This is a genomic window from Ectothiorhodospira mobilis (assembly GCF_900114895.1).
In the GTDB taxonomy this organism is placed as follows: Bacteria; Pseudomonadota; Gammaproteobacteria; order Ectothiorhodospirales; family Ectothiorhodospiraceae; genus Ectothiorhodospira; species Ectothiorhodospira mobilis_A.
Map to the genome: position 1 here is coordinate 125,221 of NZ_FOUO01000002.1, position 18,313 is coordinate 143,533.

Here is an 18,313-nt window from a genome sequence, read left to right on the forward strand (position 1 = left end):
TGGTCTTAAAGACCCTTGTGAGCGGAAATCGCGGCGGCGATCACGGCCGCCAGCTCCCGGGTGGGGCGGCGGACGGAGTATCCGGTGAGTTCCGGATGGACGTCCACGTAGCCGGTGTCGAAGGCCCCCCGGCGGAAGGCCTCGCTGTCCAGGATCTCCAGGTGATAGGGGATGGTGGTCTTCACGCCGTAGACCCCGATGTCATGGAGGGCGCGGCGGGCACGCCGGATCAGGGACTCCCAGTCCAGGGCCCAGACGATGAGCTTGGCGCACATGGAGTCGTAATGGGGCGGGATGTGGTAGCCGGTGTAGATGGCCCCGTCGGTGCGCACACCGGGCCCGCCGGGGGCGAAGTAACGGGTGATGCGCCCGAAGCTGGGCAGGAAGTCGTTCTTCGGGTCCTCGGCGTTGATGCGGAACTCCACGGCGAAGCCCAGCCGGGTCACCTGGTCCTGGCGGTAGCTCAGGGACTTTCCGGCGGCGATGCGGATCTGTTCCTGCACGATGTCGATGCCGGTGATCATCTCCGTCACCGGATGCTCCACCTGCAGGCGGGTGTTCATCTCCATGAAGTAGAAGCTGCCGTCGGCATCCATGAGAAACTCCACCGTGCCGGCGTTCTCGTAGCCCACCGCCCGGGCGGCGCGGATGGCCAGTTCGCCCACGTACTCCCGCTGGGTGTCGTCCAGCTGGGGGGAGGGGGCGATCTCCACCAGTTTCTGATGGCGGCGCTGGATGGAGCAGTCCCGCTCGTAGAGGTGGATGACATTGCCGTGGCCGTCGGCCAGGATCTGCGCCTCGATGTGGCGCGGATTGAGGATAGCCTTCTCCATGAAGATCTCGGTGCTGCCGAAGGCCTTGGTGGCCTCGGAGCGCACGCGCTCGTAGTTGCGCCGCAGGCTGGGCTCGTCGTCACAGCGGCGGATGCCGCGCCCGCCGCCGCCGCTGGTGGCCTTGAGCATCACCGGGTAGCCGATCTCTGCGGCCAGGGTCACGGCCTGCTCCACGTCCGCCAGGTTGCCCTCGCTTCCGGGCACCACGGGTACACCGGCGGCGATCATGGCCTCGCGGGCGGCCACCTTATCCCCCATGCGCCGGATGACCTCGGCATCGGGGCCCACGAAGCGGATGCCGTTCTGGGCACAGACCCGGGCGAACTCCGGGTTCTCCGAGAGGAATCCATAGCCGGGGTGGATGGCGTCGCAGCCGGCGCTGCGGGCGACGTTGACCAGGCGATGCACATTCAGATACCCGGACAGGGAATCGGGGCCGAGGGAGTAGGACTCGTCGGCCTTCTTCACGTGCAGTGCATGGCGGTCCGCGTCGGTGTACACGGCCACGGAGGTGATGCCCATCTCCGCGCAGGCGCGGATGATGCGCACGGCGATCTCACCGCGGTTGGCGATCAGCAGCTTCTTTATCACGTGCTCGTCTCGCGCCCATGGATCCGGGCGGTTGGGTGGTCGGACGCCCCGGGGCGGGAGCCGGCCCCGCCCATCGGCACACGGGCCGTGGGGGCAGGTACCCGCACGGCCCGTGGGAGGCAAACCAACAGTATCCTTGAACCCAGGCGGGATTTTCAAGACAGGTCCTGCGACTTGTTTTGACACCCTCCATGGAAGGCCTCTAGAATTGCGCGCTTATGTCCGACTCACCCTTGCCTGAACGGGTCGATCCCCTGCGCCTGGCGAACCGGGACGGCACGCTGCAGGGCGTGCTCGGCCTGGACTCCATGCCGCGCCTGCGCGAGGCAGTGCGGGCCATGGACCGCCCGGCCCATGTGGGGCTGCGGTTCGTGCGCGAATACGGCCGCATGCGTGTGGAAGGGGAGGTGCGGGCCCAGGTGGAACTGCTCTGCCAGCGCTGCCTGCAGCCCGTCTCCTGCGATGTGGCGACCACCTTCCAGGTGGTGCCGGCGGCGGACATGGACGCGGCCTGTGCCCTGGAGGCGGATGCGGAACCGGTGCTGCTGGACAACGGTCTGCTGGCGGTGCACGCCCTGGTGGAGGAGGAGATCCTCCTGGCGCTGCCTGCCGTGCCCGTGCATGGGGATGGGACCTGTGCGGTTCGGTCCAGCCGGGAATTCACCACCGGCGAGGTGGAGGCCGCCCGAAAGGAAGAACGCGGTAACCCCTTTGCGGTCCTCGGTCGCCTCAAGGGAGACCCCGGGGACGGGGATTGATGTGTACAATGGGCCGCCGCCCTTGGGCCGGCGGCCTTTGGTTGGTTTGAACGTCATCGGAGAGAGATCATGGCAGTTGCACAAGGTCGTACCACCCGCTCCAAGCGGGGCATGCGCCGTTCCCACGACGGCCTCAAGGCCCCGACCCTGTCGGTGGAACCCACCACCGGCGAACTCCATCGCCGCCATCACGTCAGCGCCGACGGCTTCTACCGCGGCCGCCAGGTGATCCAGCCCAAGGACCTGGAAGACGACGAGGAATAAGCCGGCCGCCCCGGGCTCCCCGCGCAAGGAGAGGCGGGGCCATGGCGGTGATCCGGACCGGACCCGGCGAGGCCCGGGCCGGATCACCGACCTCCCGTTGTGTCCCGATCAGAGACGAGTCTACCCATGAGCGGTCTGTTCACCATCGCACTGGATGCCATGGGCGGCGACCACGGCCCCCAGGTGGTCGTGCCGGCGGCCCTCAAGGCCCTGGCGGAGTTTTCCGATATCCATCTCATCCTCGTGGGGGACAAGGAGCGGCTGAGCCGCGAACTGTCCGCCAGCGGCGGGGCCCCTTCCAACCGCCTGCGCATCCACCATGCCGCTCAGGTGGTGGGCATGGACGAACCCCCCAGCCAGGCCCTGCGCAACAAGAAGGATTCCTCCATGCGCGTGGCCGTCAACCTGGTCAAGCACCAGCAGGCGGACGCCTGCGTCAGCGCCGGCAACACCGGCGCCCTCATGGCCACGGCCCGCTACGTGCTCAAGACCCTGCCGGGGATCGACCGCCCGGCCATCATCACCGCCATCCCGGCCCTGAACGGTCACACCCACATGCTGGATCTGGGGGCCAATGTGGACTCTACGGCCAATCATCTGTACCAGTTCGCCGTCATGGGGTCGGAGCTGGCCAGCGCCGTGGACAATCTGGATGCCCCCAGGGTGGGCCTGCTCAACATCGGCGAGGAGGACATCAAGGGCAACGACCAGGTGAAGGAGGCGGCCCACATGCTGGAGCACAGCCACCTGAACTACGTGGGTTTCGTCGAGGGCAACGACATCTATTGCGGCGATGTGGACGTGGTGGTGTGCGACGGCTTCGTCGGCAACGTGGCCCTCAAGACCAGTGAAGGCGTGGCGCGCATGGTCTCCCACTACGTGCGCAGCCAGTTCAGCAGCGGCCTCTATGCCAAGATGGCCGGGCTGGTGGCCATGCCGGTGCTCAAGGCCCTGCGCCGGCGCATCGACCCCCGTGCGTACAATGGCGCCAGCCTCCTGGGGCTGCAGGGGATCGTCATCAAGAGCCATGGCGGCGCCGATGCCGTGGCCTTCCTCAACGCCATCCGCATCGCCCGCATCGAGGCCGAGAAGAAGGTCCCGCAGCGCATCGACAAGCGGCTGGAGGAACTGCTGAGCAGAGAGGGGAGCGCACCGTGACCTACTCCCGGATCACCGGTACCGGGGGTTATCTTCCGGAAAAGATCCTCACCAACCACGATCTGGAGAAGATCGTGGAGACCTCCGACGCCTGGATCCGGGAACGCACCGGCATCGGTCAGCGCCATGTGGTGGGGCCCGAGGAGACCACCTGCGACCTGGCGGAAAAGGCCGCCCGGGGCGCCCTGGAGATGTCGGGACGAAGCGCCGAAGAGATCGACCTGATCATCGTGGCCACCACCACGCCCGATCAGGTCTTCCCCAGCACCGCCTGCCTGCTGCAGCAACGCCTGGGCATCCACAACGGCTGCCCGGCATTCGACGTGCAGGCGGTGTGCACCGGCTTTGTCTACGCCCTGGGGGTGGCGGATCAGTTCATCCGCGCCGGTTCCGCCCGCCGTGCCCTGGTAGTGGGGGCGGAGAGCATCTCCCGCATCCTGGACTGGACCGACCGGGGCACCTGCGTGCTCTTCGGGGACGGCGCCGGGGCGGTGGTGCTGGAGGCCTCGGACACCCCGGGGATCCTGGCCACCCATCTGCACGCCGACGGCCGTTACGAGAGCCTGCTCAACGTCCCCGCCGGGGTGGGCAAGGGCTATCCGGCCGTGATGGCCGGGGAGGCCTATCTGCAGATGAAGGGCAATGAGGTCTTCAAGTGGGCGGTGAACACCCTTGGGCAGATCGTCCAACAGACCCTGGAGCAGGCAGGCGTGGACCAGACGCAACTGGACTGGCTCATCCCCCATCAGGCCAATATCCGCATCATCCAGGGCATCGCCCGCAAGGTGAAGCTGCCCATGGAGCGGGTGGTGGTGACGGTGGAGCAACACGGCAACACCTCCGCCGCCTCCGTGCCCCTGGCCCTGGATACGGCCGTGCGCGACGGCCGCATCCGCCCCGGCCAGCTGCTGCTGCTGGAGGCCTTTGGCGGGGGCTTCACCTGGGGGTCGGCCCTAGTGCGGTTCTGACGGTCCCGCCTCCCGGGAAACGTGTTACGATCCCGGGCATCCGTGCAGAAACCCAAACCCCCGAGGCCCGATGGCGCAAGAGATCGAGAAGAAATTCCTTGTCGTGTCCGATGCCTGGAAGGACCAGGTGACCCAGAGCGTGTCCCTGCGGCAGGGCTATCTCTGCGGCAACACACAGGCCTCGGTGCGGGTGCGCCTGGCCGGGGAGAAGGCCGACCTCAACATCAAGAGCGCCACCCTCGGGGTGGAGCGGCAGGAATTCGAGTACGCCATCCCGCCCCAGGAGGCGCGGGAGCTGCTGGATACCCTGTGCATGCGCCCCATGATCGAAAAGACCCGCCACTACGTCCCCCATGCCGGCCATGTCTGGGAGGTGGATGTCTTCGAGGGAGACAACGCCGGCCTGGTGGTGGCCGAGGTGGAACTGAACGCGCCCACGGATGAGCCGCAGCTGCCGTCCTGGGTGGGACAGGAAGTCTCCCACGATCCCAGGTACTACAACACCAGCCTGGTGCAGCACCCGTTCAAGAACTGGTGAGGCCTGTAGAGCCGGGAGGTTTCCGCCGTGCCCGATAGCGCCGGTCCGGCCCCGTTGATGATCGATGTCCTGCTGGTGGATGACCACGAGCTGGTGCGCACCGGGGTGCGCGGTCTTTTGGAGCGCCATGGCGAGCCGGCCGGGATCCGTGTGGCCGGGGAGGCCGCCTCCGGCGAGCAGGCCCTGGAACTCCTGCCCCGGCTCAGGCCCGACGTGATCCTCATGGATCTGAACATGCCGGGGCTTGGTGGACTGGAGACCACCCGCCGCGTGCTGGCGGCGGACCCCCGGGTGAAGGTGATCGTCCTCACCGTGCAGGACGAGGGACCCTATCCCCGCTGGCTCCTGGACAGCGGGGCCGCCGGTTACCTCACCAAGGGCTGCCCGGTGGAGGAGCTGATCCACGCCGTGACCACCGCCATGCGCGGGGATCGCCACGTCAGTCCCCGTTTCCATGAACAACTGGACGCCCAGGCCCTCCCGCCCGGTCCCCTGGAGCGGCTCTCGCCGCGGGAGCGGCAGATCCTCCTGCTGCTGGTGCGCGGCCTGCGCCAGCAGGAGATCGCCGCCGAACTGGGGGTGAACGTGAAGACGGTGAGCACCTACAAGGCCCGCCTGCGGGAGAAACTGGGCTGCGAGAGCGATATGGACCTGCTGCGCCTGGCCATGGAACAGGGCATCACCCGCAGCCATTCCCCCGTCCATCCCTGATGGCCGAAATGCCGTTCGATCCCGTGTGCCAGCGTTGCCCGCGCCTCGTGGCGCTCCGCTCCCGGGTGCGCAGCGCCCACCCCGACTATCACGCCGCCCCGGTGCCCCCCTTCGGCGACCCCAAGGGGCGTCTGCTCATCGTCGGCCTGGCCCCGGGGATGCACGGGGCCAACGCCAGCGGGCGTCCCTTCACCGGGGACCATGCCGGCATCCTGCTCTTTCGCACCCTCTATGAGATGGGTCTGAGCAACCGGCCCGAGGTGTCGGGGGCGGAGGACGGCCTGGTCCTGCAGGGCTGCCGCATCACCAACGCCGTCAAGTGCCTGCCCCCGGAGAACCGTCCCACCACGGCGGAGATCCGCCAGTGCAACGGCTATCTGGCGGCGGAACTGGCGGCCCTGCCGGAGCGCCCCCTGGTGCTGGCCCTGGGCACGGTGGCCCACCAGGCGGTGCTGCGGGCCCGGGGGCTGACCCTGTCCGCCCACCCCTTCGCCCATGGCCGGGTGCACGAACTGCCGGGCGGGTTCACCCTGGTGGATTGCTACCATTGCAGCCGCTACAACACCCAGACGGGGCGTCTCACGCCGGAGATGTTCCGGGCGGTGTTCGCGCAACTGGTGCGGCGTCTGCAGCGGGGGTGAGCATGGGCGGTGAGGACACACACAGCCCCGCAGAGGCGTTCGATCCGCGGGCCTTTATCGCCGATCTCACCACCCAGCCCGGGGTCTACCGCATGATCGGCGAGGACGGCGAGGTGCTCTATGTGGGCAAGGCCCGCAACCTGCGCCGCCGGGTGTCCAGCTACTTCCGCAGCAACCTCTCCAGCCCCCGCATCCGCGCCATGGTGGCCCAGATCCGGGACATCCAGGTGGCGGTCACCGCCACGGAGGCGGAGGCCCTGCTGCTGGAAAACAACCTCATCAAGGAGCACCGCCCCCGGTACAACGTGCTCCTGCGGGACGACAAGGGCTATCCCAATATCTTCCTGTCCCAGCACACCTACCCCCGCATCGCCCTGCACCGGGGGGCGCGCCGCCAGCCCGGGCGGTACTTCGGTCCCTATCCGTCCTCCCCGGCGGTGCGCGAGACCCTGAACCTGTTGCAGAAGCTCTTCCTCATCCGTCCCTGCCGGGACAGCTTCTTCGAGAACCGCAGCCGCCCCTGTCTGCAGTATCAGATCAAGCGCTGCAGCGCCCCCTGCGTCGGCCTCATCAGCCCCGAGGCCTACGCCCGGGACGTGGCCCACGCCGTGGACTTCCTGGAGGGGCGCAGCGCGCGGGTCATCGAGGACCGGGTGCGGGAGATGGAGGCCGCCGCCGCGCGCCTGGATTTTGAGCAGGCCGCCGTCCTGCGGGACCAGATCGCCCGCCTGCAGGAGGTGACCCAGCGCCAGTACGTCAGCGGCGACGGGGGGGACGTGGACATCGTCGCCGCCGCCACCGCCGGGGGGGAGACCTGCGTGCAGGTCTTTTCCATCCGCGGCGGCCTGAACCTGGGCAACCGGGCCTATTTCCCCCAGGGCCCCGAGGAGGACGATCCCCGGCCCGGGGCCCTGCTCACCGCCTTTTTGGGCCAGTACTACCTGGCCCGGGAGGTGCCGCCGCAGATCATCCTCAGCCACGCCCCCCAGGACCGTGCCGTGCTGGAGGAGATGCTGGGCCTGCGCCGCGGTCAGAAGGTGAGCCTGTCCTGGAACGTGCGCGGGGAGCGCGCCCGCTGGCTGCAGATGGCCGTGCACAACGCCCAACTCTCCCTGGAGACCCGTCTGGCGGGACGCAGCGGCATGCGTGCGCGCCTGGAGGCCCTGCGCCAGGCCCTGGGGCTTGAGGCCCCGCCCACACGCATGGAGTGCTTCGACATCAGCCACGCCCAGGGGGAGGCCACCGTCGCCTCCTGCGTGGTCTTCAACCAGGACGGGCCGCTGAAATCCGACTACCGGCGCTTCAATATCCGCGACATCACCCCGGGGGATGACTATGCCGCCATGCGCCAGGCCCTGGAACGGCGCTACGCTCGCCTCAAGCGCGGCGAGGCGCGGCTGCCGGACGTGCTCTTCATCGATGGCGGCCGCGGCCAGGTGCACCAGGCCCTGGAGGTGCTGGAGGCCCTGGAGATCCAGGGGGTCCGGGTGGTGGGGGTGGCCAAGGGGGAGTCGCGGCGCGCGGGCATGGAGACCCTTGTGTTGAGCGACGCCACGGCACCGACTATACTGCCGCCGGCCTCCAAGGCGCTGCATCTGATCCAGCAGATCCGCGACGAGGCCCACCGCTTCGCCATCACGGGCCACCGCCAGCGCCGGGCCAGAAGCCGCAACACCTCCCCGCTGGAACAGATCCCCGGCATGGGTCCGAAACGCCGCCAGCAGCTGCTCAAGCACTTCGGCGGCCTCAGGGGCGTCAGCCGTGCCGGCGTGGAGGATCTGGCCCGGGTGCCCGGCATCAGTCGCAAGCTGGCGCAACAGGTATTCGACTCGCTACATGACGACTGAGCCATGACCTTCTCCATCCCCAATCTGCTCACCTGGCTGCGCATCGCCCTGATCCCCCTGATCGTGGTGACCTTCTACTCTCCCCATCCCTGGGCGGGCCCGGTCAGCGCCCTGATCTTCGCCCTGGCGGGGGTCACCGACTGGCTGGACGGTTACCTGGCGCGCCGCCTGGGGCAGACCTCCCACTTCGGCGCCTTCCTGGACCCGGTGGCCGACAAGCTCATGGTGGCCACGGCCCTGGTGCTGCTGGTGGACGAGCCCGGCGGCATTGCCCTGGCCCTGGCCGCGGTGGTGATCATCGGCCGCGAGATCGCCATCTCCGCCCTGCGGGAGTGGATGGCCAAGATCGGCCAGTCCGGCGCCGTGGCCGTCTCCTGGATCGGCAAGTTCAAGACCACGGCGCAGATGATCGCCATCTTCCTCCTGCTCTACGGCCTGCCCCTGCTGGGCCTGCCCAGCACCGGCATCGGCCTGGTGCTGCTCTACGTGGCCGCCGTGCTCACCCTGTGGTCCATGTTCCACTACCTGCGGGCCGCCCTGCAGTGGGCCGAGGACTGAGGGCGAACCCCGCCGAAGGTCCCATCCCCGGTCCCGCCTGGACTGGCCCGCCGGGGAACTGCTGCCCCGCATCTGCTGATGACCCCTGGGGGCGCCGGCATTGTGCACCGCGCCCGGGTCGGTTAGCGTTTTCCCCATGCAGGATTTCGGTAGGACAGGGACCATGGCCACCCCGGCGCAGACAACGGACATCACCCCCGGCTTCATGGCGGTGCACGGCAACCACCTGGAGGACCTGCGGGCGTTGGCGGTGGCATGGATGCGGCGCTATCCCCTGAAGCCGCTGGATAACGAGGTGATCCTGGTGCAGAGCAACGGGATCGCCCAATGGCTGCGCCTGGCCCTGGCGCGCCACCCCGGGGAGGGGGAGGGCGGGGTGGGCATCGCCGCCGCCCTGGAGGTGGATCTGCCGGCGCGCTTCCTCTGGCGGGCCTACCGCGCCGTGCTGGGGGACGCGGCGGTACCGGAGACCTCCCCGTTGGCCCGGGACCCGCTCATCTGGCGGCTCATGCGCCTGCTGCCCGACTGCCTGCGCCAACCCGCCTTCGCCCCTTTGCGGCGGTTCCTCGAGGACGACCACGACCTGCGCAAGCGCCATCAGCTGGCCCAGCGCCTGGCGGACCTGCTGGACCAGTATCAGGTCTATCGCGCCGACTGGCTGCAGGACTGGGCCCGGGGGCAGGATCACCTGCGGGATGCCCGCGGCGGCCTGCACCCCCTGAAGGAGGATGAGAACCTGTGGCAGCCCGCCCTGTGGCGCGCCCTCATCACGGACCTGGGGCCCGGGGCCGATGCGGGCAGCCGCGCCGGCATCCACACCCGCTTCATGGAGCGGATCCCCCAGCTGGACACGCGCCCGCCGGGATTGCCCCGGCGGGTCATGGTCTTCGGGGTCTCCAGCCTGCCGGCGCAGATGCTGGAGGCCCTGGCGGGAATCTCCCGCTTCACCCAGGTGCTTTTGTGCGTGCACAATCCCTGCCGCCACTACTGGGCCGACATCATCGCCGACAAGGACCTGCTGCGGGCCCCGCGCCGGCGCCAGGCACCCAAGGCGGGCATGCCCGGCGATCTCCCCGAGGAGGACCTGCATCACCACGCCCATCCGCTGCTGGCGGCCTGGGGCCGGCAGGGGCGGGACTACATCCGCATGCTGGACGCCCACGACGACCCGGGCCGCTACCGGGGGCTCTTCGCGGACCTGCCCTGGGAGCGCATCGACCTGTTCGAGTCCCACGGCGGACACACCCTGCTGCAGCAGCTCCAGGACGACATCCTGGAACTGCGCCCCCTGGCGGAGACCCGGGAACACTGGCCCCCGGTGGATGTGGCGAGGGACGATTCCCTGCGCTTCCACGTGGCCCACGGCCCCCAGCGGGAGGTGGAGGTCCTGCACGACCGGCTGCTGGACCGCTTCTCCCGGGACCCCTCCCTGCGTCCCCGGGATGTCATCGTCATGGTGCCGGACATCCAGCGCTATGCCCCCCATTTCCAGGCGGTCTTCGGCCAGATCCCCCCGGAGGATGCCCGCCACATCCCCTTCACCCTGGCGGACCTGGGGCAGCGGGGGCAGGATCCGGTGCTGGTGGCCCTGGAGCGATTGCTGCACCTGCCCGAATCCCGTCTGGGGGTGAGCGAATTGCTGGACCTTTTGGACCTGCCGGCGGTGCGGGCGCGCTTTGGTCTCACCCGGGGGCAGGTGCCGCAACTGCAGGAGTGGATCCGCGGCGCGGGCATCCGCTGGGGGCTGCACGCCCGTCAGCGGGCCGCCCTGGACCTGCCCGGGGATCTGGAGCAGAACACCTGGCGCTTCGGCTGGCGGCGCATGCTCCTGGGCTATGCTGCCGGCGGCGAGGGGCCCTGGTGCGGCATCGAGCCCTACGACGAGGTGGCCGGGCTGGATGCCGCCCTGGCGGGCCCGCTGACGGACCTGCTGGATGCCCTGGAACGCTGGTGGGAGATCCTCTCCCGCCCGGCCCCCCCTGCCGAGTGGGGGCTTCGTCTGCGGAATCTGATGGCGGACTTCTTCGCCCCCGACGAGGAGGCCGGGCGCATCACCCTGATGCGGGCGGACGAGGCCCTGGAACAATGGGAGACGGACTGCACCGCGGCGGCCATGGACGCGCCCCTGCCCCTGGGGGTGGTGCGTGAACACTGGCTCGGGGCCCTGGAGGGGCCGCGCCTCACGCAACGCTTCCTCACCGGCGGCGTCACCGTCTGCACCCTCATGCCCATGCGGGCCATCCCGTTTCGCATCGTCTGCCTGCTGGGGATGAACGACGGCGACTATCCGCGTTCGCGCCCGCCCCTGGACTTCGATCTCATGGCCCGGGATCCGCGCCCCGGTGACCGTTCCCGGCGGGAGGACGACCGCTACCTGTTCCTGGAGGCCCTGCTCTCGGCCCGGGACCACTGCCACGTGAGCTGGGTGGGCCGGGATGCCCGGGACAATGCCGAGCGTCCCCCCTCGGTGCTGGTGGGCCAGTTGCGCGAGCACCTGGCCGCGGGCTGGACCCCGGCACAGGCGGACACGGACCTGCTGGCCTCCCTCACCACGGTGCATCCCCTGCAACCCTTCGCCCGGGTCCTCTTCGAGGCGGGGGAAGGTCAGTACACCTACGCCCGGGAATGGGAAGGGGTGCACGCCCCGGCCCCGGAGACAGCGCAGTCCAAGGCCGCCCCGCTGCCCTGGCAGCCCCCGGAGGAGGCGCTGGATACGGACACCCTGGGGGATTTCCTCAAGGACCCCGTGGGGGCCTTCTTCAGCCATCGCCTGCGGGTGCGCTTCGACCAGGACGCGGACGTGGCCGAGGACCAGGAACCCTTTGCCCTGGACGGCCTGGGTCACTGGCAGGCCGTGTCCCATCTGGTGGAGGCGGCCCTGTATCCCCCGCCGGACCCGGACACCCCGCAGGGGGTCATCGAGGACCGGCTGCAACAGGCCCTGGCGGCGTGGCGGCGGGCCGGGCATCTGCCCCCCGGGGGCATGGGGGGCTATGTGGCGGAGCAGGTATGCGCCTCGGCCCGGGATCTGCTGATGCGCCACCAGGACCTGGTGCGCGCCCATGGGCGCATCCTCGACACCCCGCGGCGCCTGCGCCTGCAGTGGCAGGACCTGGTCCTGGAGGACTGGCTGCCGCCGCTGCGGGAGGATGCGGACGGGAAGCGCCTGTGCCTGCGCCACGAGCCGGGGCGCCTGCGCACGGGGCAGACCCCCTTTCTCCGTCTGGACAAATGCTGCCGCCCCTGGGTGCTGCACCTGCTGGCCCAGGCCGAGGGGGTGGCCATGGACACCGTCCTGGTGGGGGTGGACGCCACCCTGCACATGCCGGCCCTGGATGCGGGCACCGCCCGCAGTCATCTCCACTCCCTGCTGCGGGCCTGGCGCGAGGGGCAGACCCGTCCCCTGCCGGCCTACTGCCAGGGCACGGCCGCCTGGCTGCGGGTGCAGGAAAAGGGCCCGGCCAAACAGGAGGAAGACCTGCGCAAGGTCCATGAGGGCGACGGGAACCGCATGGGGGAACGGGACCGCAATCCCGCCCTGGCCCGGGCCTGGCCCGGGGCGGAGGATCTCCTCTCGGACCCGGAGTTCCCGCACTGGGCCGGGGTCCTCTATGCACCCCTCCAGGAAGGCGTGAAACACGGCCCCATGCCGGAGGGCGGGCAATGAACCGGCCCAGCATCCTGGATCCCATGAACTTCCCCCTGCACGGCAGCCGGCTCATCGAGGCCAGCGCCGGCACCGGCAAGACCTTCACCATCGCCGCCCTCTATGTGCGCCTGGTGCTGGGCCATGGCAACGGAGATACGGGGCCTGCCGCGCCGCTGCTGCCACCGCAGATCCTGGTGGTGACCTTCACCGATGCCGCCACCCGCGAGCTGCGCGAGCGCATCCACACCCGGCTCATGGAGGCCGCCCGGCATTTCCGGGGGGAGGCGGGGCAGGCCCCCGATCCCTTCCTGGAGGACCTGCTGGCGGCGCATCCGGATCCGGCGCAGCGGGCCCGCTGCGCCCGGCGCCTGGATCTGGCGGCGCAGTGGATGGACGAGGCGGCGGTGTCCACCATCCATGGCTGGTGCTACCGCGTACTGCGGGAACATGCCTTCGACAGCGGTAGCCTCTTTACCCAGGAACTGGAGACGGACACCACGGAGGCGATGCTGGAGGCGGTGCGGGACTACTGGCGCACGCTGGTGCATCCCCTGGATCCGGGGCGGCTGGGGCTGGTGCTGCCCGTGCTGGGGCAGGATCCCCAGGCCTTGTACCTGCGCCTGCGGCCCCTGCTGCAGGGGGACGCCCCGGTGCCGGATCCAGGCGGCCTGGAGGCGGTGCTGGCCCCGGTGGAGGCCCGTCTGGAGGCCCTCAAGGCCCCCTGGCGGGACGACTTCGAGGCCGTGGTGGACAGCTTCCGGGCAGTCCGGTCCAGCCTCAACGGCAACACCTACCGCAGCGCCGATCCGAACCTGGAGTGCATGCGCCAATGGGCCTGCACCCCGGGCATGCTCCACCCCGAGCCGGTCTCTAAAGGCTCCCGCTCCCCCCTGGAGCTGTTCAGCCGCGCCTTCATGGAGACGGCGCTGAAGAAGAACGCCGCCCTGCCGGAGGATCTGCATCAGGCCTTTGCCCTGCTGGACGGGCACGGGGACCTGGATGCCGGCCTGACCGGCGGATTGCTTTCCCACGCCGTGGCCTGGATCCGCCGCCGCTTCGATCGCGCCCAGCGCAGCCGCGCCCGCCTGGGTTACGACGATCTGCTCACCCGGGTACGGGACGCCCTGGATGGACCCGCCGGGGAGCGCCTGGCGGCGACCCTGCGGGGCCGCTTCCCCGTGGCCCTGATCGACGAGTTCCAGGACACGGATCCGGTGCAGTACCGCATCTTCGAGCGGGTATATCAGGTGGAGGCGGGCACCCCGGAAGGGGGATTGTTCCTCATCGGGGACCCGAAGCAGTCCATCTACGGCTTCCGCGGGGCCGATATCCACACCTACCTGCAGGCCCGCCGGGCCACCGCCGGGCGGCATTACACCCTGGGCACCAACTACCGTTCCACCCACGCCATGGTGGCGGCGGTGAACCGCCTGTTCCAGCACGGCGAGGAACACCATCCCCGGGGGGCCTTCCTCTTCGCCCGGGAAGGGGAGGGGGACCATCCCGTGCCCTTCATCCCCATGCAGGCCCGGGGCCGCACGGATCCCTTCCAACTGGACGGGGAGACGGTGCCGGCCCTCCAGTTCTGGTGCCTGGATCCCGGCAAGCCCATGGCCCGGGGGGACTATATCGCACGCATGGCGGACCATTGCGCCGGTTTCATGGCCGGCCTGTTGCAGGCGGGGCGGGAGGGCCGCGCCGGATTCGCCGCCCCCCCGGGGCAGGAGGGGCGGTCCCTGCTGCCCCGGGACATGGCCGTGCTGGTGCGGGACCGCCAGGAGGCCCGGGCCATACAGTCGGCCCTGGGGGCGCGGGGGGTGCGCAGTGTCTACCTCTCCGACCGGGAATCGGTCTATGCCACCCCGGAGGCGGAGGATGTGCTGCGCTGGATGCGTGCGGCGGCCGAGCCCGCCTCCGACCGCCTGCTGCGGGCCGCCCTGGCCACGCCGCTGCTGGATCTGCCCCTGGAGGCACTGGATCGCCTGGGCAGCGACGAGATCCATTGGGAGGAACGGGTGGAGCAGTTCCGGGGCTACGGGGAGCTCTGGCGCGGCCAGGGTATCCTGGCCATGCTGCGGCGGCTGATGCACGATTTCCACCTGCCCCGGCGCCTCTCCGGCAGCGCCGATGGGGAACGCCGGCTCACCAACCTCCTGCACCTGAGCGAGCTGCTGCAGTCCGCGGCCGCCGCCCTGGACGGGGAACACGCCCTGATCCGCTTCCTGGCACAGCACCGGGCGGAGCAGGGCACCGGTCAGGCCCCGGCGTCGGAGGAGCAGATCCTGCGCCTGGAGAGCGATGGCGACCGGGTGCAGGTGATCACCATGCACAAGTCCAAGGGGCTGCAATACCCCCTGGTATTCCTGCCCTTCGCCGCCGCCTACCGGGAGGTGGCGTTGGACGGCCGCCCCCTGGTGCGCAGCCGGGAGGACGGCCGGCGGGAGGTGCATTTCGAGCCGGATGCATCCCTGCGGGAGGCGGTGGACGACGACCGTCTGGCGGAGGACCTGCGCCTGCTGTACGTGGCCCTGACCCGGGCCTGTCACGCCTGCTGGGTGGGGGCGGCCCCGGTGACCCGCGGTGGGGGCAAGGTCTCCCGTGTGCACCGCGGTGCCCTGGGCTGCCTGCTGGGGGGCGGCGAGCCCATCCCGGACGGCCGCCTGGAGGCGGCCCTGCGGGCCCTGGAGGTCCCCGGGGACGGGGTCATCCAGGTGGCGCAGCCGCCCGGGGAGGCGGTCATCCCCGGCCCCGCCGGGGACGGGCCCGTGCCGCCGCCCCGGGGCGGCGCCCGCATCCCCGTGCGCCCGGCCCGGGAGCACTGGTGGATCGCCAGCTACAGCGCCCTGCGCCTGGGCGGGGCAGACGCCGCCCGGGTGCCGGAAACGGTGTGGGACGAGGTGGCCGGGGAGACGGGCGCGGACGCGGAGGAGGGGGCCCGGGATCCCGGCACGGCCACCGGGGAGTCCGGTGGGCCCCTGGCCGGTTTCCCGCGGGGCCCGGAACCGGGGACCTTCCTGCACGGACTGCTGGAGTGGGCGGCCGTGCAGGGCTTTGCCCGGGTGGCCTCGGACCCCGCCGCCCTGCGGGATGCCCTGGCGCGCCGCTGCCGCCGCCGGGGGTGGGAGCCCTGGATCGATCCCCTGGTACAGTGGCTGCAGCGTCTCCTGCAGACGCCGCTGCCCCTGGGGGCTTCGGCGGGGCTGCGGCTCGCGGGCCTGGAGACCTATCAGGCGGAGATGGAGTTCTGGTTCGAGGCCTCGCAGGTGGACACCCGCACCCTGGATGCCCGCGTGACGGCGGCCACCCTGGACGGGGCCCCCCGGCCACCGCTGCAGGCCGACCGCCTCAACGGCATGCTCAAGGGCTTCATGGACCTGGTCTTCCTGCACGAGGGGCGCTATTACGTGGCCGATTACAAGTCCAACTGGCTGGGGCCGGGGGCGGCGGACTATGGCGCCGGGGCCCTGCGCGCGGCGGTGCTGCACCGGCGCTACGAGATGCAGGCGGTGCTCTATGTGCTGGCCCTGCACCGGCTGCTGCGCGCCCGCCTGCCGGATTATGACTACGACCACCATCTGGGCGGGGCCGCCGTGGTCTTCCTCCGCGGCCTGGAGGCGGACACCTGCGGGGTCCACTTCGAACGCCCGCCGGCGGATCTGGTGCGCGGTCTGGACCGCCTCTTCGGCGGTGAAGGGGAGGTGGAATCGTGAAGGCCGCAGGTGCAGGGGAGGCCCCGCTGGCCGGGCAGGAGGTCCTGCAGGGGTTGTTGCAGGGCTGGGTGGACCGGGGCTGGCTGCGCCCCCTGGACCGGGCCCTGGTGGTGTTCCTGCAGGAACAGCTGCCCGCGGCATCCCCCACGGCGCTGCTGCTGGCGGCCCTGGCCAGCCATCAGGTGGGGCGTGGTCATGTCTGCCTGGACCTGGAGGCGACCCGATCGGATCCGGACCGGACCCTGTCCCTGCCCCCGGAGGGGGAGATGCCCGCGGACGGGCCCCCGCCGCCGCGACCCTCCCAATGCCTGGCGGGCCTGGGGATGGCGGACCTGGTTTCGGCCCTGGAAGATCCCGATCTGGTGGGTACGGGGCCGGGGTGCACCCCGCTGGTGCTGCAGGGGCGGCGCCTCTACCTGCGCCGCTACTGGGCCTGTGAGCAGCGGGTGGCCGGGGCGCTGGCGCAGCGCCTTGGGCGTGGCACGGCGCTGCGCGGGTCCATGGATGAGGAGCGGTTGCGCCCCTGGCTGGACCGGCTCTTCGGCCCCCCGGATGCACAAGGGATCGACTGGCAGCGTGCCGCCTGCGCCCTGGCGGCCTCCGGCGCCTTCGCCGTCATCACCGGCGGACCGGGCACGGGCAAGACCACCACTGTGGTGCGGCTGCTGGCCCTACTGCAGGCCCTGCACCTGGAGGCGGGGGCGGAGGTCCCGCTGCGCATCCGTATGGCGGCGCCCACGGGCAAGGCGGCGGCGCGCCTGAATGCGGCCGTCGCCGGGGCCCTGGGGGGGCTGGCCCTGCCCCAGGACGCCTTCGGCCATGCGGTGCGGGAGGCCATCCCCGCGCGGGTGACCACGTTGCACCGGCTGCTGGGGAGCCGGCCCGGCTCCCGTCATTTCCGCCACGATGCGCGCCGCCCCCTGGCGCTGGACGCCCTGGTGGTGGACGAGGCCTCCATGATCGACCTGGAGCTCATGGACGCCCTGCTGCAGGCCCTGCCCCCCGAGGCGCGCCTGATCCTGTTGGGGGACCGGGACCAGCTGGCCTCGGTGGAGGCGGGGGCGGTGCTGGGGGAACTGTGCGCCCGCGCCGGGGAGGGGCACTACACCCCCGAGCGCGCGGCCTGGCTGCAGGCGGTCACCGGACAGCGCACGCCGCCGGAGCAACAGGACCCCTCCGGGAATGCCCTGGATCAGCATGTGGTCATGCTCCGCCACAGCCACCGCTTCGGCGCCGACAGCGGCATCGGCCGGCTCGCCCGCGCCGTGAATGCCGGGGATGCGCAGGCGGTGGCCGCCGTCTGGGCGCAGCCGGGGCGGGATCTGGCGCGCTGGGGCCTGGAGGGCCCCGACGATCCGGCATTGCCGGCGGTGTGCGTGGATGGTGGCACCCACCGTTCCGCCGGGGGGGATGGGGCACACCCCGGGGGCTATGGCCGTTACCTGCGGGTCATGGCCGCGGCGGACCCGGGCCCCGGGGCCGATGCCACGGCGCGGGATGCCTGGGCCCGGGAGGTGCTGGCGGCCCTGGAGGACTTTCAGGTGCTGTGCGTCCTGCGCCGGGGTCCCTGGGGCGTGGAGGGGATGAATCATCGCATCGCCGGTTTCCTGCAGGAGCGGGGGCTGCTGGATCCCCAGGGGATCTGGTACCCGGGGCGGCCGGTGATCGTCACCGGCAACGACTATGGCCTGGGGCTCATGAACGGGGACATGGGGGTGGCCTTGAGGGTCGCGGACGCCACCCGCAACCCGGTCCTGCGGGTGGCCTTCCCGGCGGGGGATGGCAGTGGCCGCATCCGCTGGGTGCTGCCCAGCCGCCTGACGGCGGTGGAGACGGCCTTCGCCCTGACGGTGCACAAGTCCCAGGGTTCGGAGTTCCGCCATACGGCCCTGGTGTTGCCGGACCGGGCGGGGCCCCTATTGACGCGGGAGCTGGTCTATACCGCCATCACCCGGGCCAGCCGCTGGTTCACCCTGCTGGAGCCCCGCCGCGGGATCCTGGAGGAGGCGGTGACGCGGCGGGTGCTGCGCAGCAGCGGCCTGCAGGCGGCCCTGGAGGGGCGGCTGGGACGGGGGGAGTGAGCCGGG

The 18,313-nt window shown here is 70.8% G+C and carries 13 protein-coding genes; 12 read left to right on the forward strand and 1 reads right to left on the reverse strand.

Annotated features, from left to right (window positions below; translation table 11 throughout):
- Positions 1 to 5 precede the first annotated feature (5 nt).
- A complete protein-coding gene (locus BM214_RS01995; protein WP_090483527.1) occupies positions 6 to 1,424 on the reverse strand; it encodes an acetyl-CoA carboxylase biotin carboxylase subunit in 1,419 nt (472 codons plus the stop codon).
- A 218-nt stretch (positions 1,425 to 1,642) separates the two neighbouring features.
- On the opposite strand from BM214_RS01995, the gene BM214_RS02000 reads away from it, so the two are divergent.
- The 12 genes from BM214_RS02000 to recD all read left to right on the forward strand — a co-directional run bounded on the left by BM214_RS02000 (position 1,643) and on the right by recD (position 18,307).
- Complete coding sequence (locus BM214_RS02000; protein ID WP_090483528.1) at positions 1,643 to 2,182, forward strand: YceD family protein; 540 nt, start codon at positions 1,643 to 1,645, stop codon at positions 2,180 to 2,182.
- Positions 2,183 to 2,251: 69 nt separating this feature from the next.
- The gene (rpmF, locus tag BM214_RS02005; RefSeq protein WP_090483529.1) at positions 2,252 to 2,446 is read left to right on the forward strand and encodes a 50S ribosomal protein L32; all 195 of its coding nucleotides are present in this window, start codon (positions 2,252 to 2,254) and stop codon (positions 2,444 to 2,446) included.
- A gap of 126 nt (positions 2,447 to 2,572) precedes the next feature.
- Entirely contained in the window at positions 2,573 to 3,604 is a 1,032-nt protein-coding gene (gene plsX / locus BM214_RS02010; protein ID WP_090483530.1) for a phosphate acyltransferase PlsX, read from the forward strand.
- Positions 3,601 to 4,572 carry a beta-ketoacyl-ACP synthase III gene (locus BM214_RS02015; protein ID WP_090483531.1) on the forward strand — a complete coding sequence of 324 codons (972 nt, stop codon included), beginning with the start codon at positions 3,601 to 3,603 and terminating at the stop codon, positions 4,570 to 4,572. The genes plsX and BM214_RS02015 overlap by 4 nt, the downstream gene beginning before the upstream one ends.
- Before the next feature lie 70 nt (positions 4,573 to 4,642).
- Complete coding sequence (locus tag BM214_RS02020) at positions 4,643 to 5,110, forward strand: CYTH domain-containing protein (protein WP_090483532.1); 468 nt, start codon at positions 4,643 to 4,645, stop codon at positions 5,108 to 5,110.
- 27 nt (positions 5,111 to 5,137) lie between these two features.
- The gene (locus BM214_RS02025; protein WP_238619013.1) at positions 5,138 to 5,821 is read left to right on the forward strand and encodes a response regulator; all 684 of its coding nucleotides are present in this window, start codon (positions 5,138 to 5,140) and stop codon (positions 5,819 to 5,821) included.
- An 8-nt stretch (positions 5,822 to 5,829) separates the two neighbouring features.
- Positions 5,830 to 6,462, forward strand: coding sequence for a uracil-DNA glycosylase (locus BM214_RS02030; protein WP_090483534.1), 633 nt, complete (start codon positions 5,830 to 5,832; stop codon positions 6,460 to 6,462).
- Between the two features lie 2 nt (positions 6,463 to 6,464).
- Positions 6,465 to 8,309 carry an excinuclease ABC subunit UvrC gene (uvrC, locus tag BM214_RS02035; protein WP_090483535.1) on the forward strand — a complete coding sequence of 615 codons (1,845 nt, stop codon included), beginning with the start codon at positions 6,465 to 6,467 and terminating at the stop codon, positions 8,307 to 8,309.
- A 3-nt stretch (positions 8,310 to 8,312) separates the two neighbouring features.
- The gene (gene pgsA, locus BM214_RS02040) at positions 8,313 to 8,867 is read left to right on the forward strand and encodes a CDP-diacylglycerol--glycerol-3-phosphate 3-phosphatidyltransferase (protein ID WP_090483536.1); all 555 of its coding nucleotides are present in this window, start codon (positions 8,313 to 8,315) and stop codon (positions 8,865 to 8,867) included.
- A 163-nt stretch (positions 8,868 to 9,030) separates the two neighbouring features.
- The gene (recC, locus tag BM214_RS02045; RefSeq protein WP_090483537.1) at positions 9,031 to 12,534 is read left to right on the forward strand and encodes an exodeoxyribonuclease V subunit gamma; all 3,504 of its coding nucleotides are present in this window, start codon (positions 9,031 to 9,033) and stop codon (positions 12,532 to 12,534) included.
- The gene (gene recB / locus BM214_RS02050; RefSeq protein WP_090483538.1) at positions 12,531 to 16,226 is read left to right on the forward strand and encodes an exodeoxyribonuclease V subunit beta; all 3,696 of its coding nucleotides are present in this window, start codon (positions 12,531 to 12,533) and stop codon (positions 16,224 to 16,226) included. Before recC ends, recB begins: the two co-directional genes overlap by 4 nt.
- A complete protein-coding gene (recD, locus tag BM214_RS02055; protein WP_177217552.1) occupies positions 16,223 to 18,307 on the forward strand; it encodes an exodeoxyribonuclease V subunit alpha in 2,085 nt (694 codons plus the stop codon). The genes recB and recD overlap by 4 nt, the downstream gene beginning before the upstream one ends.
- The last annotated feature ends 6 nt before the right edge of the window (positions 18,308 to 18,313 follow it).

Excerpts from the sequence above, each read along its gene's own strand:
- uvrC (WP_090483535.1), top strand. The coding sequence starts at position 6,465 with ATGGGCGGTGAGGACACACACAGCCCCGCAGAGGCGTTCGATCCGCGG.
- recB (WP_090483538.1), top strand. The coding sequence starts at position 12,531 with ATGAACCGGCCCAGCATCCTGGATCCCATGAACTTCCCCCTGCACGGC.
- rpmF (WP_090483529.1), top strand. The coding sequence starts at position 2,252 with ATGGCAGTTGCACAAGGTCGTACCACCCGCTCCAAGCGGGGCATGCGC.
- BM214_RS02030 (WP_090483534.1), top strand. The coding sequence starts at position 5,830 with ATGCCGTTCGATCCCGTGTGCCAGCGTTGCCCGCGCCTCGTGGCGCTC.
- recC (WP_090483537.1), top strand. The coding sequence starts at position 9,031 with ATGGCCACCCCGGCGCAGACAACGGACATCACCCCCGGCTTCATGGCG.
- BM214_RS02000 (WP_090483528.1), top strand. The coding sequence starts at position 1,643 with ATGTCCGACTCACCCTTGCCTGAACGGGTCGATCCCCTGCGCCTGGCG.
- BM214_RS02020 (WP_090483532.1), top strand. The coding sequence starts at position 4,643 with ATGGCGCAAGAGATCGAGAAGAAATTCCTTGTCGTGTCCGATGCCTGG.
- plsX (WP_090483530.1), top strand. The coding sequence starts at position 2,573 with ATGAGCGGTCTGTTCACCATCGCACTGGATGCCATGGGCGGCGACCAC.
- pgsA (WP_090483536.1), top strand. The coding sequence starts at position 8,313 with ATGACCTTCTCCATCCCCAATCTGCTCACCTGGCTGCGCATCGCCCTG.